At 61.8% G+C, this 22,758-nt stretch carries 19 protein-coding genes and 1 pseudogene; 7 read left to right on the forward strand and 13 right to left on the reverse strand.

Annotated elements, in window-relative coordinates:
* From CAF79_RS29175 to mnmH, 4 genes and pseudogenes are all read left to right on the forward strand, one after another.
* Positions 1–1,360, forward strand: a pseudogene (locus CAF79_RS29175) (hypothetical protein); the annotation flags it as partial.
* Positions 1,350–2,453: a hypothetical protein gene (locus CAF79_RS17180; protein ID WP_085698917.1), complete on the forward strand. Its 1,104-nt coding sequence runs from the start codon at positions 1,350–1,352 to the stop codon at positions 2,451–2,453. The pseudogene CAF79_RS29175 and the gene CAF79_RS17180, both read left to right, overlap by 11 nt.
* Positions 2,454–2,540: 87 nt before the next feature.
* On the forward strand, positions 2,541–3,575 hold the full coding sequence (selD, locus tag CAF79_RS17185; protein WP_085698919.1) for a selenide, water dikinase SelD: 1,035 nt from the start codon (positions 2,541–2,543) through the stop codon (positions 3,573–3,575).
* Positions 3,575–4,678, forward strand: coding sequence for a tRNA 2-selenouridine(34) synthase MnmH (mnmH, locus tag CAF79_RS17190; RefSeq protein WP_085698921.1), 1,104 nt, complete (start codon positions 3,575–3,577; stop codon positions 4,676–4,678). Before selD ends, mnmH begins: the two co-directional genes overlap by 1 nt.
* A 26-nt stretch (positions 4,679–4,704) precedes the next feature.
* On the opposite strand, the gene CAF79_RS17195 is transcribed toward mnmH, so the two are convergent.
* Positions 4,705–5,379, reverse strand: a complete 675-nt coding sequence (locus CAF79_RS17195) for a histidine phosphatase family protein (protein ID WP_085698923.1) — start codon at positions 5,377–5,379, stop codon at positions 4,705–4,707.
* Between the two features lie 295 nt (positions 5,380–5,674).
* Between CAF79_RS17195 and CAF79_RS17200 the strand changes: the two genes are divergently transcribed.
* Together CAF79_RS17200 and hemB are read left to right on the forward strand one after the other, a co-directional pair.
* Entirely contained in the window at positions 5,675–6,373 is a 699-nt protein-coding gene (locus CAF79_RS17200; protein ID WP_085698925.1) for a glutathione S-transferase family protein, read from the forward strand.
* A 191-nt stretch (positions 6,374–6,564) separates the two neighbouring features.
* The gene (hemB, locus tag CAF79_RS17205; protein ID WP_007958982.1) at positions 6,565–7,539 is read left to right on the forward strand and encodes a porphobilinogen synthase; all 975 of its coding nucleotides are present in this window, start codon (positions 6,565–6,567) and stop codon (positions 7,537–7,539) included.
* 124 nt (positions 7,540–7,663) lie between these two features.
* Here hemB and CAF79_RS17210 read toward each other — a convergent pair whose 3' ends face one another.
* Positions 7,664–9,193: an FAD-dependent oxidoreductase gene (locus CAF79_RS17210; RefSeq protein WP_085698927.1), complete on the reverse strand. Its 1,530-nt coding sequence runs from the start codon at positions 9,191–9,193 to the stop codon at positions 7,664–7,666.
* Positions 9,194–9,387: 194 nt separating this feature from the next.
* Here CAF79_RS17210 and CAF79_RS17215 point away from each other — a divergent pair, with 194 nt between their 5' ends.
* Positions 9,388–10,476, forward strand: a complete 1,089-nt coding sequence (locus CAF79_RS17215; RefSeq protein ID WP_085698929.1) for a DUF1615 domain-containing protein — start codon at positions 9,388–9,390, stop codon at positions 10,474–10,476.
* Positions 10,477–10,554: 78 nt separating this feature from the next.
* On the opposite strand, the gene CAF79_RS17220 is transcribed toward CAF79_RS17215, so the two are convergent.
* The 11 genes from CAF79_RS17220 to CAF79_RS17270 all read right to left on the reverse strand — a co-directional run bounded on the left by CAF79_RS17220 (position 10,555) and on the right by CAF79_RS17270 (position 22,739).
* Positions 10,555–10,956 carry a phage infection protein gene (locus CAF79_RS17220; protein WP_074689113.1) on the reverse strand — a complete coding sequence of 134 codons (402 nt, stop codon included), beginning with the start codon at positions 10,954–10,956 and terminating at the stop codon, positions 10,555–10,557.
* Positions 10,957–11,069: 113 nt separating this feature from the next.
* The gene (locus CAF79_RS17225) at positions 11,070–11,765 is read right to left on the reverse strand and encodes an anti-sigma factor domain-containing protein (protein WP_085698931.1); all 696 of its coding nucleotides are present in this window, start codon (positions 11,763–11,765) and stop codon (positions 11,070–11,072) included.
* Positions 11,762–12,295, reverse strand: coding sequence for a sigma-70 family RNA polymerase sigma factor (locus CAF79_RS17230; protein ID WP_170929744.1), 534 nt, complete (start codon positions 12,293–12,295; stop codon positions 11,762–11,764). Before CAF79_RS17230 ends, CAF79_RS17225 begins: the two co-directional genes overlap by 4 nt.
* Positions 12,296–12,337: 42 nt before the next feature.
* Positions 12,338–12,859, reverse strand: a complete 522-nt coding sequence (locus tag CAF79_RS17235) for a DUF3455 domain-containing protein (RefSeq protein ID WP_085698936.1) — start codon at positions 12,857–12,859, stop codon at positions 12,338–12,340.
* A gap of 163 nt (positions 12,860–13,022) precedes the next feature.
* A complete protein-coding gene (locus CAF79_RS17240) occupies positions 13,023–14,657 on the reverse strand; it encodes an ABC transporter ATP-binding protein (RefSeq protein ID WP_085698939.1) in 1,635 nt (544 codons plus the stop codon).
* A 14-nt stretch (positions 14,658–14,671) separates the two neighbouring features.
* The gene (locus tag CAF79_RS17245) at positions 14,672–15,694 is read right to left on the reverse strand and encodes an ABC transporter permease (protein WP_085686625.1); all 1,023 of its coding nucleotides are present in this window, start codon (positions 15,692–15,694) and stop codon (positions 14,672–14,674) included.
* Entirely contained in the window at positions 15,694–16,758 is a 1,065-nt protein-coding gene (locus CAF79_RS17250; RefSeq protein ID WP_085698941.1) for a microcin C ABC transporter permease YejB, read from the reverse strand. Before CAF79_RS17250 ends, CAF79_RS17245 begins: the two co-directional genes overlap by 1 nt.
* A gap of 1 nt (position 16,759) precedes the next feature.
* Positions 16,760–18,631 (reverse strand): extracellular solute-binding protein, encoded by a 1,872-nt coding sequence (locus tag CAF79_RS17255; RefSeq protein ID WP_085698943.1) that lies wholly within the window; start codon positions 18,629–18,631, stop codon positions 16,760–16,762.
* Positions 18,632–18,719: 88 nt separating this feature from the next.
* On the reverse strand, positions 18,720–21,425 hold the full coding sequence (locus CAF79_RS17260; RefSeq protein ID WP_085698945.1) for a TonB-dependent receptor: 2,706 nt from the start codon (positions 21,423–21,425) through the stop codon (positions 18,720–18,722).
* 208 nt (positions 21,426–21,633) lie between these two features.
* Positions 21,634–22,035: a biopolymer transporter ExbD gene (locus CAF79_RS17265; RefSeq protein ID WP_007959059.1), complete on the reverse strand. Its 402-nt coding sequence runs from the start codon at positions 22,033–22,035 to the stop codon at positions 21,634–21,636.
* Positions 22,035–22,739: a MotA/TolQ/ExbB proton channel family protein gene (locus CAF79_RS17270; protein ID WP_007959058.1), complete on the reverse strand. Its 705-nt coding sequence runs from the start codon at positions 22,737–22,739 to the stop codon at positions 22,035–22,037. The genes CAF79_RS17265 and CAF79_RS17270 overlap by 1 nt, the downstream gene beginning before the upstream one ends.
* Between the last annotated feature and the right edge of the window lie 19 nt (positions 22,740–22,758).

Here is a 22,758-nt window from a genome sequence, read left to right on the forward strand (position 1 = left end):
GGCAGGGGTGACGGTGGTGTTTCCGCCGGCGCAGCAGCAGGAACTGCGCGGGTTGTTGGGGAATATCCGGGCGGGACTGGGCGGGGTGTCGGCGGGGAGTCTGGTGAAGACGGAAGGGATGGGATTGGTGGTGGTTTTGGTGCAGGTGGTGAATTTGGTGGGGGTTATCAAGGAAACGTTCCGACAGTCAAAAAACAAACGAACGATCGGGCCGATTTTGTCTGCCGTTGCGGCGACTGGGGCGGCTGGATTCACTGCGGCGCAAAGTCTCGCTGATACGGCTTTGAAAGCTCGTAGCGCTGCGCTTATTGCTGCGCTTCAACCCCATGCCATGCAGCATGTACATGTGCAGATGGGCAAGTTGCATGTTGGGTTAGGCATGTTCACTTACGGCCTTGGCCTAGTGTCCTCAGCAATTAGTCTCAAAAATCAAATTGAAAGCTGGCAGCAGGCAATTCGCACTGGCAACTATTCGGCGCAACGTGCAGCCACGTTGGCGACATTAGGTGCTGGTGGAATGACGGCTGTAAATGCTTACGGTTTAAGCAACACCTTACACGCTGGCTACACTGTTTTTTCCGCACCAAATAAGGCTGCACGAACGGTTGCATGGGCCGCCGCCGGCACACGCCTTTCTACCGTATTTTTTCGGTTCAATCTTGCCGGTGCCTTGTTCACCGTTTTTGAGCTCAATGGCACCTGGCTGTTCAACCGCTACAACCTTAGCGCCCACGACAAGTGGCTGAAAATCACGCCTTGGAGCCGGGACACGGAAATGCGCGGTGATCACTCACTGGATGACTATCAAAGCTATCTGGCCTTTCTGATCCACGCACCTTATGCGCAACTTGGCCCAAATCCGTACGACTCCTGGCTGAAAAACGTGTTGTTCAAAGCCAAACCCAGCGATATCCACCTGGTGCTGCCAAGACTGACGTTGAGTGATCTCCTGCCTCCTTTGGGAGGCCAGTCGAAATATCGATTAGGTATCGGCGCGCACCGTATTTCCATTCCCTTGCATAGCCGAGGAACGCCGCGAGAGCGCAAGGAAGTGATCAGCGACGAGATTTTAAGCAGCCTGCGCATCGTCCAGTCATCGCCCGAGTGGTTGATTCTCTGTCTTCAGTACCCGGTGGATCCCGATTCTGAATTCAGCCCTGCGAAGGAAACGCTGGAACTGGCGGTTTGCATTCAAAAACAGAACGACAAAGGCGAGTGGGCCGCGCGTACACGCGTCATACATCTAGACCCAAGAGATGAAGGGCATTTCGCTGTAGTTGCGCCTCAACTCGTCAAGGAGAACCCGCCAATGTTGCTGGTTGAAACCCAATTTTTGGAGCGACCAGAACATGCCGAATAACTCCTATCTGCCTGCATACCCACTACAAACTAAGCAATCTAAAAAAGCTGGAGATATCGAACCGTTTCCGAGCGGAAACATCACCTATCTCGCCCCCTTACCGATGCCAACATCCATGCCGCCCTACAGCCCATATATCGGCGAGTTGAATGGCGTTTTTTTGGACTTCGGCTCGGGTGGGCCACAAGTTTTTATGTGTCAGATGACTTTAGGCGGCCCATTAACAATGACCTTTATGTGGTCCGTCTTGCTGCCTGTTTTTAGTTTTTGTTTTGGTCTCGTGTTGGGTTACGACTGGCTGTATTCCTGGGAGTTTGCGGAGGAATTATTTTTTCCGTCATCAAAACTGGGATTGCTGACCGCATTTGCAATGCTGTCCATAGGACTGGCCGTCTGGCACCACAACCACAAAAAACGCGCCTCAATCATCCCGACCCGCTTCAACCGCCAACGCCGCGAAGTCTGCTTCATGCCCGAAGGCGCCACTGATCCGGTCTTCGTCCCCTGGGAATCCCTCTCCGCCTGGATCATCGAAGCCCAGGGCGCTACCCAATACGGGATTCACCGCCAATACGGCATGGGAATCGGCTTCTACGAAGGCGAAACCCTCACCAGCCTCGAATTCCAATGCGCCGGCCTGCCGCTCGCCATCAGCCATTGGGAAGCCATTCGTGGCTACATGGAATACGAAATCCACGACCTCAAATCGATCCAGGACCTGCAAGACCTGCAAGGCCCAGACGACCCACCCCACGAAGGCCTGCACACCTTCCGCAATGCCCGCGCACGCATGCACCAGCAGATCCGTGAAGGTTCACGCACTCGGCTGTCCGGGTTTTTCTGGTACCTCTATCACGTCATGACCTTGTGGACGATTCCCAACCGCCTCGTCGAATGGGAAGTGCGCCGTCTCGAACGGATCGGCAAGCAAGCACTGCCCGAGGCCATGCGCCAATGGTCGGAGCCGCTGCCGAAAGAGCAGTGGGCCAAACCGAGTGAAGAGTTGCTGCGGCTGAGCGAGCAGGTACGTCAACTGCAAAAGCGCCAGCCGCATCGGCCGATCACCGAGATCTTTGCTGAGGTGCAGCGATAGCCTCGGAAGCAGTGAGGGACAGTTTGGCGAGACGTGCTTCCCACCCTCTCTGCTAGTATTCGCCCCACTGCCTTACGGAGACTCCCCATGACAGAACCCATCCGTCTGACCCAATACAGCCACGGCGCCGGTTGTGGCTGCAAGATTTCGCCCAAGGTGCTGGAGGTGATTCTGGCCGGCAGCGGGGCGCAGAACCTTGATCCGAAACTGTGGGTCGGCAACGCGTCGCGCGATGATGCGGCGGTGTATGAAATCGATGCCGAGCGCGGGGTTGTCTCGACCACGGATTTTTTCATGCCGATCGTCGATGACCCGTTTGATTTCGGCCGCATCGCTGCCACCAATGCGATCAGTGACATCTACGCCATGGGCGGCGATCCGCTGATGGCGATTGCGATCCTCGGCTGGCCGGTCAATGTGCTGGCGCCGGAAGTCGCGCGAGACGTGATTCGCGGCGGACGCGCGGTGTGCGATGCGGCGGGGATTGCGTTGGCCGGCGGGCATTCGATCGATGCGCCGGAGCCGATTTTCGGGCTGGCCGTCACGGGGCTGGTGGAAAAGCGCTTCATGAAACGCAACGACACCGCCACCGCCGGTTGCCTGCTGTACCTGACCAAACCATTAGGCATCGGCATCCTCACCACCGCCGAAAAGAAGGGCAAGCTGCGCCCCGACGACATCGGCGTGGCCCGGGACTGGATGTGTACGCTGAACAAGCCCGGCAGCCGTTTCGGCAAACTGGCCGGGGTCACCGCCATGACTGACGTCACCGGGTTCGGGCTGCTCGGGCATCTGGTGGAGATGGCCGACGGCAGTCACCTGACAGCGCGGGTTTTTTATGATCGGGTGCCGCGTCTTTCGAGCATCGAGTACTACCTCGAACAGGGCTGCGTGCCCGGCGGCACTCTGCGCAATTTCGACAGTTATTCGAGCCGGGTCGGACGGGTGCAGGAATTGCACAAACGGGTGCTGTGCGATCCGCAGACCAGCGGCGGTCTGCTGGTGGCCGTCACCCCCGAAGGCAATGCAGAATTTCTCGCCGTCGCTGCCGAACTCGGCCTCGCGCTTGAGCCGATCGGTGAATTGATCGGGCGACAGAGCCACGCGGTCGAGGTGAATTGATGGCCGCCGACTTCACCGACTACCGCGACATCTTCCTCAACGACCGGCCACTGATGGATGCCCGTGCGCCGGTCGAGTTTCACAAGGGCGCGTTCCCCGGTGCGGTCAATCTGCCGCTGATGAACGACATCGAGCGGCAGAGAATCGGCACTTGCTACAAGCATCACGGTCAGCAAGCCGCCATCGAGCTGGGCCATCAATTGGTGTCCGGGTCGGTCAAGGCCGAACGTATTCAGGCATGGGTGGATTTTGCCCGGGCGCATCCCGAGGGTTATCTGTATTGCTTTCGTGGCGGTCTGCGTTCGCAGATCGTGCAGCGTTGGCTCAAGGACGAGGCCGGCATTGACTACCCGCGAGTCGGTGGTGGTTACAAGGCGATGCGCGGCTTCCTGATCGACACCCTTGAACAGGCAACGGCCCAGTGTGATTTCGTGTTGCTGGGCGGCATGACCGGCACGGGCAAGACCGAAGTGCTGGTGCAACTGCGCAACGGCATCGATCTTGAAGGGCATGCCAATCATCGTGGCTCCAGCTTTGGCAAACGCGCCACCGGCCAGCCGTCAAACATCGATTTCGAGAACCGGCTGGCCATCGACTTTCTGAAAAAACGTGCCGCCGGCATTGATCAGTTTGTACTTGAGGATGAAAGCCGGGTGGTCGGCAGCTGCGCGTTGCCGTTGCCGCTGTATCAGGGCATGCAGCAATACCCGATGGTCTGGCTGGAGGACAGTTTTGAAAACCGTGTCGAGCGGATCCTGCGTGACTATGTGGTGGATTTGTCCGCCGAGTTCTGCGCTGTGCATGGGGACGAAGGCTTTGCGCTGTTTTCCGAGCGATTGCTGGCCAGCCTGGACAATGTGCAGAAGCGCCTGGGCGGCGAGCGGCATCGGCGGATGTTGCTCCTGATGGAAGAAGCGCTGGCAGAGCAGGGCCGCAGTGGTGCGGTGGATTTGCATCGGGGCTGGATCGAGGGGTTGCTGCGCGAGTATTACGATCCGATGTATGTATTTCAGCGTGAGAAGAAGGGCGGCCGGATCGAGTTTGTGGGGGAGCGCGGAGCGGTCGTCGAATATCTGAGTCAGCGGATGAGCCGGAACCCCTGAAGGGCTCCGACCCGGCTGCCCACTGCTCACGTCGGACAGCTTTCCTGGCCGTTATCCAGCCCCTGTTTGTAGCTGTGGCTCTGCAGGCTGGCCTTGCCGTTGTGCCAGGTCAGCGTCAGCACATACAGCGAGTCGTAATCGCTGGATTCCCAGTCATCGGTGATTTTCTGTTTTCCGCCTACCGCGTTGCCGGCAACCTTGTTGATCAATTCAGGAAGGTAGCCGTGTGACCACGCGGTATAGATGGTCGAGTTGTGGTACTTGTCGTTGGTCAACTCGCGGGCGAGGTCACTGGTATCGTTGGCCGAAAATTCGATGTTCACCGGCAGGCCGAGTTTGATCGCGGCGGGGCTGATGGTCATCAGCGGGCGGATGTAGCTGTAGGAGTTGTCCAGTTCGCCTTCCTCGACATTGCGCGTCGGGTTGGCGGCGAACACATAGTCGGCCTTGCCGAATTTTTCCGGCAGCAGGGTCGACAGGTCGATGGCCCGGTTCAGGCCCTGGCAGTTGAGCTGGCCGAGACCACCGGCGGGTTTCTCCGCGTGGCGCAGGAACACCAGGGTCTGGGTGCCGTCCACCGTTTGCGCGCGGCTTTCGCTGGATTCCAGCGACAGGAACAGCGCGCTGACCGCCAGCAGAGTGGGCAGGGCCACATAGGCGCGGTGTTTGAAGCGTTTGGCGAATTTCATCAAGTTCGTCATGGGATATAGGGTTCTTCAGTCTGTTCGGTTAAGGCTGACAAACCTCTGCACCGGGCTCGCACGCCGGAAGTTTTCCCTGTCATCAATGGCTTGCTTGGAGCCCTCTGAGGCCTGTTTGGTTCGATCCGGCTGCGTGCGCCGCACTTTACCTTTCGGCCCCTGCGATTGAAGGGAAGGTTAATCACAGGATGTTGCGGATTTAAGTAAGCGGGCGGGCGAGGGTGTAAAGAACCCGAGCCATAGGGCTGATCGTGGATTATGCTCAGGCCTTTCATTTTGTGACTGGATGCTACACATGACCGATCTGTCCGCGTTCCCGATCACCCAGAAATGGCCGGCGCAGTACCCTGACTGGATTCAGCTCTATTCGTTGCCGACACCTAACGGCGTCAAGGTCTCGATCATGCTCGAAGAGATCGGCCTGCCCTACGAGCCGCACCGCGTGGGCTTCGACACCCATGACCAGATGTCCCCGGAATTCCTGTCGCTGAATCCGAACAACAAGATCCCGGCGATCCTCGACCCCCACGGCCCCGAGGACAAACCGCTGCCGTTGTTCGAGTCCGGCGCGATCCTGATCTATCTCGCCGACAAGAGCGGCCAGTTGCTCGCCCAGGAAGGCGCGCTGCGCTACGAAACCATTCAGTGGCTGATGTTCCAGATGGGCGGCATCGGCCCGATGTTCGGCCAGCTCGGTTTCTTCAACAAATTTGCCGGCAAGGACTACGAAGACAAACGTCCCCGTGACCGTTACGTCGAAGAAAGCCGGCGCCTGCTCAGCGTACTGAACACCCGTCTGGAAGGGCGCGACTGGATCATGGGCGAGCGCTACACCATCGCCGACATCGCCACGTTTCCGTGGGTGCGCAACCTGATCGGTTTCTACGAGGCGGGCGATCTGGTGGGCATCAATAACTTCCCGAACGTCACCCGGGTGCTGGAGCGCTTCCTGGCGCGGCCGGCCGTCGTGCGCGGCCTGACCATCCCTTCCTGATTTCAGGGTTGTACATCTGATCCTGTGGGAGCTGGCAAGCCAGCTCCCACAGGTCATTGGGTTGTTCTGATGATTATTGCGTCCTGGGTAATGCACTGTTGATTGATCCAGGTTTGTACCTCGATCCTCGCAAGGCATAAGCTTCGCCCCCTACGACTTTCGTCTCATCCGCTGTTTTCAGGAAAGGCCCCATGTCCAGTCAGTTCCCCGAAGCACGTCCACGCCGTCTGCGCCGCAATGCGAGCCTGCGCAGCCTGTTCCAGGAAACCGAGTTTTCCCTCAACGATCTGGTGCTGCCGATCTTCGTCGAAGAAGAGATCGACGACTTCGTGCCGATCAAGAGCATGCCCGGCGTGATGCGCATTCCGGAGCGCAAACTGGCCGGTGAAATCGAGCGTTACGCCCGGGCCGGGATCAAGTCGGTGATGACCTTCGGCGTGTCCCACCATCTGGACGCCAACGGCAGCGACACCTGGCGCGAAAACGGGCTGGTGTCGCGCATGTCGCGGATCGCCAAGGACGCCGTGCCGGAGATGATCGTGATGTCCGACACCTGCTTTTGCGAATACACCGACCACGGCCATTGCGGCGTGATGCACAACCATGAAGTCGACAACGACCAGACCCTGATCAACCTCGGCAAACAAGCGGTGGCGGCGGCGCGTGCCGGTGCCGACGTGATCGCGCCGTCGGCGGCGATGGACGGCCAGGTGCGGGCGATCCGCCGGGCGCTGGACGATGCCGGCTTCACGCAGATTCCGATCATGGCCTACTCGACCAAATTCGCCTCGGCGCTCTACGGCCCGTTCCGCGAGGCCGGCGGCAGCGCGCTGAAAGGCGATCGCAAAAGCTATCAGATGAACCCGATGAACCGCCGCGAGGCCCTGCGCGAATCGTTGCTCGACGAGCAGGAAGGCGCCGACGCACTGATGGTCAAACCGGCCGGCGCGTACCTGGACATCATCCGCGACATCCGCGAAGCCTCGACCCTGCCGCTGGCGGCGTATCAGGTCAGTGGCGAGTACGCGATGATCAAGTTCGGCGCCCAGGCCGGGGCCATCGACGAAGACCGCGTGGTGCGCGAAAGCCTCGGCGCGATCAAGCGCGCGGGTGCGGACCTGATCTTCACCTACTTTGCGATGGACCTGGCATTGGCCGGGATTTAAGCAACACCACAAAACCCAATGTGGGAGCGAGCTTGCTCGCGATATCGGCGTATCAGACAACCCTGCATTGACTGACAGACCGCTATCGCGAGCAAGCTCCCACAGTGGTTTGTGGTGTTCTGAATCAGGTGAAAAACGGACGGATCCCGTGATCACGGAAGTACCGCTCGATCACCTTCGGATCCGCGCTGTTGTCGGCAATCGCCACGTAGGTATCCGGGCGCAACAGGTAAAAGCCATTGCGCCCCAGTCCTGCCGTTTCAAACGCCGGACGCCAGTCGAACACGTGCAGCGGCAAGTGATGTTCATTGCACCAGGCGATCATCTCGTCGCTGGTGTCACCGTACACATGCACCTGCCAGCACGGATGGCGCAACGGCTCGTAATTATCCCCCTCTCCATCATGGGCCCACGGCAAGCGGTCGCCGCCGTGGACGTGCCCGGCCACGCCTTCGCTCAGCGCCATGCCCCGATAGTTGACGGTGATTTGCGACACCGTGCGAAACAGGAATTCGCGGCTGGACTCGAATGAGGCCATTTTCGGAATCAGGAACGGCGCCAGCCGCGTGCGCAGCAGGTCGGCCATGCGCCCTTCGGCGGTGACGAAGCTGAAGACCTTGTCGGTGGTCGACACCAGCCGTCGGGCGAAGGCGATGCGTTCGGTCTCGTAGCTGTCGAGCAGTTGGGGTGTGGCAGCGCCGCCGAGCACTGCCGCGAGTTTCCATGCCAGATTGATCGCATCGCCGATGCCGGTGTTCATGCCCTGACCGCCGGCGGGGCTGTGTACGTGGGCCGCGTCGCCAAGCAGAAACGCCCGGCCCTGGCGAAAGTGATCCGCCACGCGGTGATGCACGCGGTAGGTGGAGAACCAGTTGACGTCCTCGATGTGCACGTTCAGGTGCTCGATGGCGCGATTGCTGACATCAGAAAACTCCAGGGTTTCGGCGCGATCAGCACGTTCGTCGCGCACGGTGCCGATCAGCCGCGCACGGCCTTCGCCGGCCAGCGGGAACACCGCCAGAAAATCCGCTTCGTCCAGATCCAGATGCAACTCGCCGTTGAGCGCCGGGCCGCTGGCCCGCACATCCGCGACATAGAAAATCTGCTGATAAGTGCCGCCGGGAAAACCGGTGTCGAGGGTTTTGCGCACGACCGAGCGGGCGCCGTCACAGCCGGCGAGATAGCAGGCCTGACAGATTTCCTGCTCGCCATCCGGCAGGCGCAAATGCGCGGTGAGGCCGTCGCCGTTTTCCGTGAAGCTTTCCAGCGTCGTGTTGCGCTCGATGGTTACGTCGTAGTCTTCGAGGCGGTCGATCAACAGCCGTTCGTGTTCGTCCTGCGGGTACATTTCCAGAAAGGCATAGGGTGTCAGGCCTTCGCCGATCCGGTTCAGCGGCAGTTGCGCCACGGGTTTGCCCTTGACCCAGAAATTCGCCGCGGCCACCCGATGGCCGTTGCGCACCACTGTGTCGGCCAGATCCAGTTGCCGGTACAGCTCAAGGGTGCGCGCCTGCACCGCCAGCGCCCGCGATGTGGTGCCAGGCGCGGAGGTCTTGTCGATGATGCGCACGCGCACGCCCAGTTTGCTCAGCCACAAGGCCAGCACCAGTCCGGTGGGACCTGCGCCGATGATCAGAACATCACTGCGGTTCATGGTCTGTCCTCCTCGCGTGTCCTGACCTGCGGCATGCCGCTACGTGTGCAGCAGCAAGTATGGATCAGTCGGCGAGGGCGGCCAGTCGGCCTGCCAAACGGGACGATGGAACAGCGCCGCCGGCCCGCAGTCCTATCCTGCACCCTGCGATTGAGCGTAGGGTTAACCCGGCTCAACGGACTGGATGAAGCGTTATGCACACCCCTCGATTATTCGTCAGCCTCGCCGCGCTGCTGGTGCTGGCCGGTTGCGCCGGTCAACGCAGCATCGAACCGGCGCCGCGCCCGCCCGCCGAGGTCAAGGCGCAGATCGTGCGCCTGCTGCCGGCAAAAACCGTCGACCGCCAGGGCTGGGCCACCGACATCTACGCCGCGTTCGCCGCCCAGGGCATCAGCCCGACCACGCAAAACCTGTGTTCGGTGCTGGCCGTTGCCGAGCAGGAATCGACCTTTCAGGTCGATCCGCCGGTGCCCGGCCTGGGCAAGATCGCACGTGACGAAATCGACCGCCGCGCCGCCAAGGTGCATATCCCGAGCCTGTTGGTCAGTGGTGCCTTGCAGGTGCGCTCGCCCAACGGCAAAACCTACAGCGAACGCCTGAGCGCCGCCCGCAGTGAAAAGGAATTGAGCGCGATTTTCGATGACTTCATCGGCTCGGTGCCGATGGGCCGTACGCTGTTCAGCGGTTTCAACCCGGTGCACACCGGCGGGCCGATGCAGGTCAGCATTGAATTCGCCGAGCAGCACGCCAAGGACTATCCGTACCCGGTGGACGGGACGATTCGTCACGAGGTGTTCACCCGTCGTGGCGGGATGTATTTCGGTATCGCGCATTTGCTGGGGTATCCGGTGAGTTACCGCGAGCCGCTGTACCGCTTTGCCGACTTCAACGCCGGCTGGTACGCCAGTCGCAACGCGGCGTTTCAAAACGCGGTCAGCCGCGCTTCGGGCATTGCGCTGGCGCTGGATGGCGACCTGATCCGCCCGGGCGCGATCATGCCGGGCAGCACGGAACTGGCGGTGCGCACCCTCGGCAAATCGCTGGGCATGCGTAATCCGGTGATCCGCGATCAACTGGAGAAGGGCGATAGCCTGGCCTTCGAGGAAACCAGACTGTATCAGCAGGTGTTCGAGCTGGCGGAGCGTGCGGAAGGCAAGACATTGCCTCGTGCGGTGCTGCCGGGCATCGTGCTGCAAAGCCCGAAGATCACCCGCAAACTGACCACGGCGTGGTTTGCCAAACGGGTCGACGAGCGCTATCGGCGCTGCATGGCCAAGGGCTGAGGACGATCAAAAAGGTATAAAAAAACCCGGCTGACGGGAGCCGGGTTTTTTCTGGGTTGTTGCGGTCAAGCCATTCATTCAGGCGACGCGACGTTCAATCAGACGATCCGAGCCACCTTCAGCGACGCGGCGTTCGATCAGACGATCCGAACCACCTTCAGCGACACGGCGTTCGATCAGACGATCCGAACCACCTTCAGCGACGCGGCGTTCGATCAGACGATCCGAGCCACCTTCAGCGACACGGCGTTCGATCAGACGATCCGAGCCACCTTCAGCGACGCGGCGTTCAATCAGACGATCCGAACCACCTTCAGCGACGCGACGTTCGATCAGACGATCCGAGCCACCTTCGGCAACGCGGCGTTCAATCAGACGATCCGAACCGCCTTCGGCGATCATGGTGTGGGCCGGTTTGGCGGCAAATGCGTTGAAGGCCAGAACCGAAAGGGCAATGCTGAGGATGACTTGGCGTTTCATGATGGTGTGCTCCGGGGGTGTTGTTTGTTTGGTATGGAGCGGATGTTACGCCCGGGATTTTTTAAGAGAACTTCATTGACGTGATGGTGAACATCGACGCCGATGATGGTTCGTCACAACACCTTCACGGCACGGCCAATCGCCTGGATCGGCCCGGTGGGTTTGCCGATCGGCGAGCCGTTGGCGCCTTCAAGCGTCAGCTCGAACAGCTGGTTCGGTTGCAGCGGCGGCAGCTTGTCCAGCGGGATCGACAGCGCCTGCCCCGGCTTGACCAGCCCCAGCGACACCGGCCCCTGCCAGCCGTCGGCCTTGGTCCAGAACTCCAGGGCCTTGTCGGTCGGCACCTCGACCACGCCCAGCGGAATCAACTGAATCTCCCGTGGACTGCTGGCCTGGATCACCCAGCCCGGTGCCTTGTCCTGCGGGGCGACCAGCACCACCAGAAAGCTCGGTTTCGGCGTGGTCTGGGTCAACAGGATCGACCCCAGCAGCAAGCTCGCGGCCAGCCCCGCAGCGCTCAAGCCGCGCCACAGTGACAGGCGGTTCCACCAGGAAATCTCTGGTGCCGGTTTATGGGTGAGTTGCCCGACAGTGCGTTCAATGCGTTGCCACAGTTGCGACGAGGGCTGATGCGCCGGGACGAGGTCGGTCAGTTCCAGCAGACGCCGCTCCCACGCGTCCACGGCCGCTTGCAGCTCGGGCTCGTTGGGCAAGCGTCGTTGCACTTCGGCGCGCGCTTCGGCCGAGAGGGTGCCGAGCACGTATTCGCTGGCCAGTTCATCGCGTTCCTGCGCCGATTCGGTGGTCATCCCATGCACTCCCGCAACGCATTGAGGCTGCGTTTGATCCAGGCTTTGACGGTGCCCAGCGGCGTGTCGAGGCGCTGGGCGATCTGCGCGTGGCTGTAACCGTCGACGTAGGCGTGAAGGATGCAGCGGCGACGTTGCGGTTCCAGTTGATGCAGGCAGCGATGGACGCGGGTCGATTGCGCCAGCGCATCGAAGCCGTCATCAATCGCCGGAGATTCGTTGTTGTCGTTCAGCGGTGTTTCCCGGTCGTGATTGCGCAACACATTCAGCGCCAGATGGCGGGTCACGCTGAACATCCAGCCCCGGGCCGAACCGCGCGCCGGATCGAAACCCGCCGCGCCGGCCCAGATCTTGATGAAGGCGTCGTGAACGATGTCTTCGGCCAGCGCCGTATCACGCACCAGACGCCGGGCCACACCGAGCAGGCGCGGACTTTCCTGCACATACAATTCGCGCAGGGCCCCGCGCTCGCCGCGGGCACAGGCGGCGAGGCGGGCTTCGTAATCGAACGCGGTTTCGGGCAATGGCATGTCCTGCAATCTAGCAAGCATCGAGCAAACGTCCAGTCAGGCTCAGTTCGCCGCCCAGAAAATGTAATCGGCCTGGTACTTCACCACTTCCTTCTGACCCTTGTTCGCCGCCGTGCATTCACTGCCCGGCGCCACGCCACCCTTGAGCGCGACGCGCTGGATGTAGCTCACGCCGCTCATGGCGCCTTTGCCTTCGGCGGGGTTGGCCTTGACCAGTTGATAGGGCAGGTTGCCCGGGGTCGATGGTGCAACGGCCAGTTGCGTGCCGGTGACTTTCGAGCCGTCCTGCGCCTGCCAGGTGGCGGGCGGGCCGAAGTAGGTGCCGACCTGTTTGCCGCTGCGATCGTTGAGCACCGCTTTCGGGCCGACGAACACCCACTCGGTCTGGCCGGCGACATTGGCCTTGTCCCGGCATTCGTAGGTGATCTCGCCGACCCCGGTGGTTTCCATCGCGATCTTGTGGCCGTCCGGCACCTTGATCGCATCGGGGTAACTGCTTTGGGCAAAGCTTGTCGAGGCAACGGCGAGCAAACCGGTGAGGCCAATCAGTTGGGTGATGTTCATCAGTGTTTCTCCGAAAAGGGTAAACGGCTGACAGCCGAAAGAGGGCTGTTACAGGGACTACCCGTGACGGAGCGGTTTGGATGCAGTGGCCGGAAAATAAACTTCAAACCCCATCGATTACCCCTGTGGAGCTTGCTCGCGAAGGCGTCGGATCAGTCAGCATTTATGTGGCTGACACACCGTATTCGCGAGCAAGCTCGCTCCCACAGGGATCTTTGTCAGGCTTCAGGCCGGAGGCTTTCAGCAACGCCTGGGTATACGCATGCTGCGGCGCCGCAAAAATCTGGCGCGACGCTCCCTGTTCCACCACTTTGCCGTCCTTGATCACCATCAAGTCGTGCGCCAGCGCATGCACCACCGCCAGGTCATGGCTGATGAACAGGTACGTCAAGCCGTGACGGATCTGCAATTGCCGCAACAATTCCACCACCTGTTTCTGCACCGTGCGATCCAGCGCCGAGGTCGGTTCGTCGAGCAGAATCAGCGCCGGTTCCAGCACCAGTGCCCGAGCGATGGAAATGCGCTGGCGCTGGCCGCCGGAGAATTCGTGGGGATAGCGATGGCGGCTCTGCGGGTCGAGGCCGACTTCCTCCAGCACGCGGATCACCGCCGCCTCACGTTCCTCCGCCGTGCCGATGCCGTGGGTCAGCAGGCCTTCGGCGATGATCTGCTGCACCGACATCCGTGGGCTGAGGCTGCCGAACGGGTCCTGGAACACCACCTGGATCTGTCGCCGCAACGGGCGCATCAAGCGCTGATTGAACAGGCTCAATTGCTTGTTGCCGAACCGAATGTCGCCCTCGGATTCCACCAGCCGCAGAATCGCCTGGCCCAGCGTCGACTTGCCCGAGCCGGACTCGCCGACAATGCCCAGGGTCTTGCCCCGTTGCAGCCGGAAACTCACGCCGTCCACGGCCTTGATGTATTCCTGGGTGCGGCTGAACAACGTCTTGGGCAGCGGGAACCAGACTTTCAGATCGTCCACTTCCAGCAGGTTGTGATCGTAGCGACTCGGCACCGGTGCCCCCGACGGTTCCGCCTCGATCAGCAGGCGGCTGTAGGGATGCTGCGGGGTGCGGAACAGCGTTGCGCAGTCGGCCTGTTCGACGATTTCCCCGTGGCGCATCACGCACACCCGCTGGGCGATGCGCCGCACCAGATTGAGGTCGTGACTGATCAGCAGCAGCGACATGCCGAGGCGTTGCTGCAACTCGATCAGCAGCTCGAGAATCTTCTGCTGCACGGTTACGTCCAGTGCCGTGGTCGGTTCGTCGGCGATCAGCAATTGCGGTTCGTTAGCCAGCGCCATGGCGATCATCACCCGTTGCCGCTGGCCGCCGGAGAGCTGGTGCGGGTAAGCCTTCAAGCGCTGCAACGGCTGGCGAATGCCGACCAGTTCCAGCAGCTCCAGCGTGCGCTGGCGCGCGGCGCGGCCCTTGAGCCCCTTGTGGATCTCCAGCACTTCGCTGATCTGTTTTTCCACCGTGTGCAACGGGTTCAGCGAAGTCATCGGCTCCTGGAAAATCATCGCGATGCGGTTGCCACGCAAGCCGCGCAGCTGCTGTTCGCTGGCGTGCAGCAAGTCCAAGCCGTTGTAGCGGATGCTGCCCGTGCTGCTGACGGTTTTGCCTGGCAGCAAACGCAGGATCGAGTGCGCCGTCACCGACTTGCCCGAGCCGGATTCACCGACCAGTGCCAGGCATTCGCCACGGCGGATGTCGAGGTTCACGCCGTGCACCACTTCGTGCCCGGCGAAGGCGACGCGCAGGTCGCGGATTTCAATCAGGTTGTCGGTCATTTCAGCTCCGGGGATCAGGATCGCGGATCGAACGCGTCACGGCAGGCTTCGCCGATAAACACCAGCAGGGACAGAATCAGCGCCAGGGCAAAAAACGCCGTCAGCCCCAGCCACGGCGCTTGCAGATTGCGCTTGGCCTGGCCGATCAGTTCACCCAGCGACGCGGTGCCGGCGGGCATGCCGAAACCGAGAAAGTCCAGCGCGGTGAGGGTGGCGATGGCGCCGGTCAGAATGAACGGCAGGTAGGTGAGGGTTGAGGTCATGGCGTTGGGCAGAATGTGCCGGCGCATCAACTCGCTGTCCGTCAGGCCCAGGGCCCGCGCGGCCTTGACGTATTCCAGGCTGCGCCCGCGCAGAAACTCGGCGCGCACCACGTCCACCAGTGCCAGCCAGGAAAACAGCGCCATGATCCCCAGCAGCCACCAGAAACTCGGCGAGACGAACCCCGACAAAATAATCAGCAGGTACAGCACCGGCAGCCCCGACCAGATCTCCAGCACCCGCTGCCCGAGCAAGTCGACCCAGCCGCCGTAGTAACCCTGCAACGCCCCGGCCACGATGCCGACCAGCGCACTGACGGCGGTGAGGATCAGTGCAAACAGAATCGAAATCCGCGTGCCGAAAATCACCCGCGCCAACACGTCCCGCGCCTGATCGTCGGTGCCCAGCCAGTTGCTGGAGGACGGCGGGCTCGGCGCCGGTTCCGTGAGGTCGTAATTGACCGTGTCGTAGCTGAACGGAATCGGCGGGAACAGCATCCAGCCGCCCTGATCCTCGATCAGTTTGTGCACGTAATTGCTGGCGTAATCCGGCTGGAAGGGCAGTTCGCCGCCGAAATCGGTTTCCTGATAATCGCTGAGGATCGGGAAGTAAAAAGCGTCGTGGTAGCGGATCACCAGCGGTTTGTCATTGGCGATCAGTTCGCCGCCGAGGCAGATCAGGCACAGCCCGACGAACAGCCACAGCGACCAGCGCCCGCGACGGTTGGCCTTGAATTGCGCGATGCGCCGCCGGCCCAGAGGGGAAAGTGTGAACATCAGGCAGTCCTCGCCGAGAAGTCGATGCGCGGGTCAAGCAGGGTGTAGCAGAGGTCGCCGATCAGCTTGATCAACAGGCCGAAAAGGGTGAACAGGAACAGCGTGCCGAACACCACCGGGTAGTCCCGTGACACCGCCGCTTCGTAGCTCATGCGCCCGAGGCCATCGAGGTTGAAGATGGTTTCGATCAGCAGGGAGCCGGCGAAAAACACCTCGATCAATGCCGACGGCACACCGGCCACCACCAGCAGCATCGCGTTGCGAAACACATGGCCGTAGAGCACGCGTCGTTCGGTCAGGCCCTTGGCGCGTGCGGTGATCACGTACTGAAGGCTGATCTCGTTGAGGAAGCTGTTTTTGGTCAGGATCGTCAGCGTCGCAAAACCGCCGATCACCAGCGCCGTCACCGGTAACACCAGGTGCCACAGGTAGTCGCCGACCTTGCCCCACAGGCTCAGGCTGTCGAAATTGTCCGAGATCAGCCCCTGCACCGGAAACCAGTTGACGTAGCTGCCCCCGGCGAACACCACGATCAACAGGATCGCGAACAGAAACGCCGGCATCGCGTAACCGACGATGATCGCCGTGCTGCTCCAGACATCGAACGCGCTGCCGTTTTTGATCGCTTTACGGATCCCCAGCGGGATCGAAATCAGGTAGGTGATCAAGGTCGCCCACAGGCCGAGGGACAGCGACACCGGCAGCTTCTGCACGATCAGATCGGTCACCTTCGCACCGCGAAAGAAACTGCTGCCCAGCTCCAGTTGCGCGTAGTTCTTGAGCATCAGCCACAGGCGTTCGTGCATCGGTTTGTCGAAACCGTAGTGCTGCTTGATCTCTTCGATCAGCGCCGGGTCCAGGCCGCGGCTGCTGCGTCCGGCCCCGCCGATCGCGGTCACTTCGCTGGCGCCGCCCATGCTGTGTCCGCCGAAGCCTTGCAGGCGAGCGATGGCCTGCTCCACCGGGCCGCCGGGCGCCGCCTGCACGATGACGAAGTTGACCACCAGAATGCACAGCAGCGTCGGAATGATCAGCAACAGACGTCGACTCAGATAACGCCACATGTCACTGGCCCCCCGCGAGGTGGTGCAGGGCACTCATCTGCTGGTTGGTCAGCGGCTTGGCCGAGACCTCCCACCAGGTGTCGAGGCCTTCGCTGTAAATCGGTTGCACCGACGGCCTGCCGAAGCGGTTCTGATACACCGTCGGCGTGCCTTTGGAGTAGTAGTTGGGAATCATGTAGTCACCCCATTGCAGCACTCGGTCGAGGGCGCGGGCGTAACGCACCATGGCGTCGCGGGTATTGGCCTGGACCAGGCCGTCGATCAGCCGGTCTACCGCCGGGTCCGCCAGCACCATCGAATTGGAGCTGCCGACTTGTGTGGCGCTCTGCGAGGCATACAGGCTGTACAGCTCGCGGCCCGGCGAGACGATCGGATCGCCGCTGCGGGGGAAACTGGTGACGATCATGTCGTAATCCCGGGCGTTGAGCCGGTTGATGTACTGCGCCGAATCGATGCGCCGCAGATTCAGGGTGATGCCGATCTGCGCCAGGTTGCGTTTGTAGGGCAGCAGCATGCGGTCGAAGCCGCCCTGGCCGTCGAGGAAGGTGAATTCGAAGGGCTCGCCGGAGGCGTTTACCAGGCGGTTGTTTTTCGGCGTCCATCCGGCCTCCGCCAGCAGTTTCAGGGCCTGCAACTGCTTGTCGCGGATGTAGCCGCTGCCATCGGTTTTCGGCGCCTGATAGACCCGGTTGAAAACCTCGTCCGGAATCTGTCCGCGCAGCGGTTCGAGGATCGCCAGTTCGCTAGCGTCGGGCAGGGCGGTGGCGGCCATTTCACTCTTCGGCCAGTAGCTGTTCTGGCGCACGTAGAAGCCGCGCATCATTTGCTTATTGGTCCACTCGAAATCCCACAGCAGGCTCAGCGCCTTGCGCACCCGGCGATCCTTGAACAACGGGTTCTGCAGGTTGAACACAAACCCCTGGGCACTGGTCGGTTTGTCCGGGGCGAGAATCGCCTGTTGCAGGCGTCCGTCACGCAGGGCCGGGCTGTCGTAGCCGACCACGTAGCCGGACGAGGAAAACTCGCGGTTGTAGTCGAACGCCCCGGCCTGCAGCAGTTGCCGGGCGACGTCGGTGTCGCCGTAGAAGTTCACGGTCAGGCTGTCGAAGTTGTACATCCCGCGACTGACCGGCAAGTCCTTGCCCCACCAATCCGGATCGCGCTGGAAACCGATGCTGCGCCCCGCATCGACCTTGCTCACCCGGTACGGGCCACTGCCCAGTGGTGGTTCGAAGCCGCCGCCGTTGGCGAAATCACGGGTTTTCCACCAGTGCTCGGGCACTGGCCGCAGCGATGCCAGATCCAGCGCAAGGGTGCGGTTGAGGTTGTTCTTGAAGGTGAAGCGAATCTGTCGCGGGCCTTCGACCAGTACGTCCTGCACATCGGCGTATTGCTGGCGATAACTCAGGCTGCCCTTGGTCATCAACAGCTCGAAGGTGTAGCGCACGTCCTTGGCGGTGATCGGCGTGCCGTCGGCGAAACGCGCCTCGGGATTCAGGTTGAAGCGCACCCACAGACCGCCGGGATCGCGCTCCATGGATTGCGCCACCAGGCCGTAGACGGTGTAGGGCTCGTCCAGCGAACGGAACGCCAGCGGCGAGTACACCCAGTCGTTGACCTGCACCACGGAAATGCCCTGATCGGCATACGGGGTGATGTAGTTGTACTGACCGATCTCCATTGAAGCGCGGCTGAGCGAGCCGCCCTTCGGTGCGTCGGGATTGACGAAGTCGAAGTGCTGGAAACCGGCGGGGTATTTCGGCGCCTCGCCGTACACCGTCATCGCGTAACTGTCGCCGGCCAGCGCAGATGTCGCGTTGCACAGCAGCGCACTGCCGAGCAGCAGGCCGGCCATGTTGCGCAAAAAGTTCATGAGATCACTCCTCAAACCTCTGAAAGAACAAGGAACCCATGTGGGAGCTGGCAAGTCGGCTCCCACAGGGTTATGCAGTGCTCGATCCTTAGAAGTGGTACGTCATGCGCGCAAACAGCGTGCGACCCAGCGGATCGGTGTAGCGCGGGTCATAACCGCTCTGGAAGTTGTAGGCCTGGTTGGAGAACGGTGGATCGCGGTCGAACAGGTTCTTCACCCCGGCATCGACGTCCAGCACTTTGTCGAAGGTGTAGCCGGCCGACAGGTCCCACACCGAGTACGACGCGACCCGCGCGTTGGTCTCGCGGTCGTAGTCGTTGTAGCCGGTGGTGAAGCGGTTGGTCAGCGCCGCGCGGGCGGCGCCGAAGGTCCAGGAGCCGGTCAGGTTGTGTTTCCAGCGGGCAATCACCCCGTCACCCCTGAAGTCGCCGACCTTGTCGGTGAACGGGCCCTTGATGGTGCTCTGGAAGTCGTACTCGTCGACGTAAGTGCCTTGCAGGCCCAGACCGAACTGACCGTACGGCGTGTTCGGGAAGCGATAGTCCAGCGACACATCGACGCCATTGGTTTCGACGATGCCGAGGTTGGCGTTGCCGGTGACGATGTAGTTGAGCGTGCCGTCGGCGTTGCGCACGAAGCGGTCAGGGTAGCTGCCGGCCTGATCGAACACGGTGGATTCCGGGAACGGCTGGATCTGGTTGGAGATGTGAATCCACCAGAAATCCAGGCCCACGGACAGATTGTTGACCGGCTGATAAACGAAGCCCAAGGTCACGTTGCGAGCTTTCTCCGGTGCCAGGTCTTCGTTGCCGCCGATCTGGTTGAGGAACTGCTGACCGCAATCGCGCCCGCCGTTGCCGCCCGGTTGCACCACGCCGCCGGTACACAGCACCGGGTCGTTGTAGTAGCCCTGGGTGTAGGTGATGCTGCGCGGCGAATACAACTCATACAGCGACGGCGCGCGGAAGCCTTCGCTGTAGGCGCCGCGCACCACCAGTTCCTTGAGCGGCTGATAACGGAACGAATATTTCGGGTTGGTGGTGCTGCCGAAGTCGCTGTATTTGTCGTGACGCACCGCGGCGGACAATTCCAGGCTGTCGAGCACCGGCACGTTGATTTCCGCGTAGGCGGCTTTTACGCTGCGGTCGCCCTCGACACTGCCGGCCGGATCGATGCCCAGGCTCTGGATGTCGCCGGCAAAGGCTTCGAAGTCCTGGTGGAATTTCTCTTTGCGGTACTCGCCGCCCAGCGCCAGACCCGACGGGCCGGCACCGAACCAGTCACCGATCTCGCGGCTGATCCGCCCGTCGAAACCGGCGACCCGGCCGACCGCCGTGGAATAGGCGCCGTGGTAAGCGGCCTGATCGATGTATTGCTGACCGGCGCTGGTCTGCGGGCCGAACGGGTTGAGCAGGCCGCTGGCCAGACCGTCGATCATCGCCTGATCGCTGACGTAGCCGCTGGTGACGCTGGAGACGATCTTGTTCTGGTTGTACGAGGCGCCGACGTTGTAGTCCCAGCCGCCGACCAGGCCGTCGAAGCTCAGCAAAAAGCGCTGGCTGGTGTTCTGGTCTTTCGATTCGCGCGGGCCGGCGGCGGTTTCGCGCCAGTTCACGTCCACCGGTTGCGTCGGGTCGAGGGCGAAACCGGTGGGTGCCGGGGTGATGCCGTTGCCAGGGTAGTAGGGCGAGGACGAATCCAGGCTCAGGCCGGTCAATGGTGCAGGTCCCACGGCGGTGGCGTTGTTGTTGCGCGACCAGAAGTATTCGAGGTTGACGTTGTGGTCGTCGGCCAGTTTGCCGGTGGTCTTGCCGAAGAACGAAGTCTTCTCGGTCTGTGGCACCAGGTCGATGTACTCGCGGGTGCTGAAGCGGCAGAGGCCATCGCGGGCCACCAGGTTGGGGCCGTTGCAATTGCTGTTGGCCAGCGGGTTGGTGGCGTTGCCGTTCTGGCTGTAGTTGCCGGGGAACGCGGTGCCGGAGGTCTGGTCCAGGCCACGGCCGGGCACGTAGTCGCGGGCGAACGAACGGTCGTTGGCGTCGAGGTTCTGCTGCTTGTTGTAGTTGAACACGCCGAGCACGTTGAAGCGGTCCTGCTCCAGGTCGCCGTAGCCCCAGCTGGCGCTCATGTCCTTGGTCGCACCGCCGCCGCTGTGGGTCGGGGTTTCGCCGCCGAGGGTGAGCTGGCCGTCGGTCATGGATTTTTTGGTGATGAAGTTGATCACGCCACCGATGGCGTCGGTGCCGTACAGGGCCGAGGCGCCGTCGCGCAGCACTTCTACGCGCTCGATCGCGGCAAACGGGATCATGTTCAGATCCACCGCGCCGCCGGCCGAGTTGGTGCCCGACAGGGCGTTGTTGGCCAGCCGGCGACCGTTGAGCAGCACCAGTGTCTTGTTCGCGCCGATGCCGCGCATGTCGGCGAACGAGGCGCCGCCGGTGGCCGAGCCGACCGAGCCAGCGCTGTTGTTGATCGACTGGCTGCCGGTGATGCGCTGCACCAGTTCGGCGGTGGTGGTCACGCCCTGTTTGCGCAGCTCATCGGCCTTGAGCACGGTGATCGGCACCGCCGTTTCCGCGTCGACCCGACGGATCGCCGAACCGGTGACTTCGACCCGTTGCAGTTGCGTGGTCGGTGCGACCACAGCAGCGGCGGCCGGGACGTTGTTGTCGTCCTCGGCCGCCTGAACCCCGGCGCCCATCCCCATGGCCACCAGGTACAACGGAACGAAACGGTGGCGGGAAATCGTCGCCACCAGAGGTTTGAGCGTGAAGCGTGGAGTGTTCATCAGCATGGTTGTTTCCGACTTTGTTAGACGTTTATCGAAATGGCCTTGTGAGCCCTCTTTGCACGGAGCACGGTGGTGCCGCGCCGCGAAAACCACTTTCTTCAAGCAAGCCGATCCCCTCCGAAGACGCGCTGCGTTTTTTCGGTCGGCCGATTGCGACGGGATTCAACGAGCGGTGCCGGGCGCGTCCCTCACTGCGCGCCCGGCACCGCCGTCAGCGGGTGGTCATCACCGATATCTTGGTGATGCCCGAGCGCTCGATGGACGCCATGGCTTTGGCCACCTGGCCGTAATTCACGGCGGAGTCGGCCTGCAGCTGCACGCGTACTTCGGCGTCCTTGGCCTTGACCTCCTTGAGGCTGGCCTCCAGTGATTCTGGCGCCAGCTCGGTCTTGGCCAGGAAGAACTTGCCGTCCTGATCCACGCTGACCACCACCGGATCTTTCTTTTCGGCGGGGGCGACGGCGTCGGTTTTCGGCAGGTTGACCTTGATCGCGTTAGTCATCAGCGGCGCGGTGACGATGAACACCACCAGCAGCACGAGCATCACGTCCACCAGCGGCGTGACGTTCATTTCGCTGAGCACTTCATCGCTGTCTTGAGTGGAAAAGGACATCAGCTGGCCTCCCGCACGGCGGCCGTGGATTTGGCGATAGCCTGGCGGCTGATGGAAAACGCGCTGCGCGAGGCGAGGGCGTCGAAGTCGTGGGCGAAGTCATCCATGTCTGCCGAGGCCAGCTTCAGGCGTCGCAGGAAAAAGTTGTAAATCAGCACCGCCGGCACCGCGACGGCAATCCCCACACCGGTGGCGATCAGCGCGTGGCCGATGGGCCCGGCCACGGTTTCCAGGCTGGCCGAACCACTGGCGCCGATGCTTTGCAGGGCTTCCATGATTCCCCACACGGTGCCGAACAGGCCAATGAACGGCGCGGTGCTGCCGATACTGGCGAGGATCGCCTGGCCGTTTTCCAGCGATCGGCGTTCCTTCTGGATCTGTTGGCGCAGATTGCGTTCCAGTCGGTCGGAACGGTTGATGGTGTGCGCCAGTTGCTGGGTGGTGCGCGGGGATTCTTCCACCAGCAGGGCTTCGAAACCGCTGCTGGCGATCCGCGCAAGCGAGCCCGGATATTGGCTGGCGTGTTCGGCGGCGGTGAGCAAATCCGGCGCGCCCCAGAAGGCTTTGCTGAACTGCCGGTTCTGGGTTTTCTGGCGCAGGTATTGCGCCGACTTGACCAGCAGGATCGCCCAGCTGACCACGGAAAACAGCACCAGCCCCCAGAGCACGCCGGGGACAATCATCGAAGACAAAGAATCGTTCATGGCTACACCTCGCTTGCGT

It is taken from the genome of Pseudomonas sp. B26(2017), from assembly GCF_002113045.1.
Lineage (GTDB): Bacteria > Pseudomonadota > Gammaproteobacteria > Pseudomonadales > Pseudomonadaceae > Aquipseudomonas.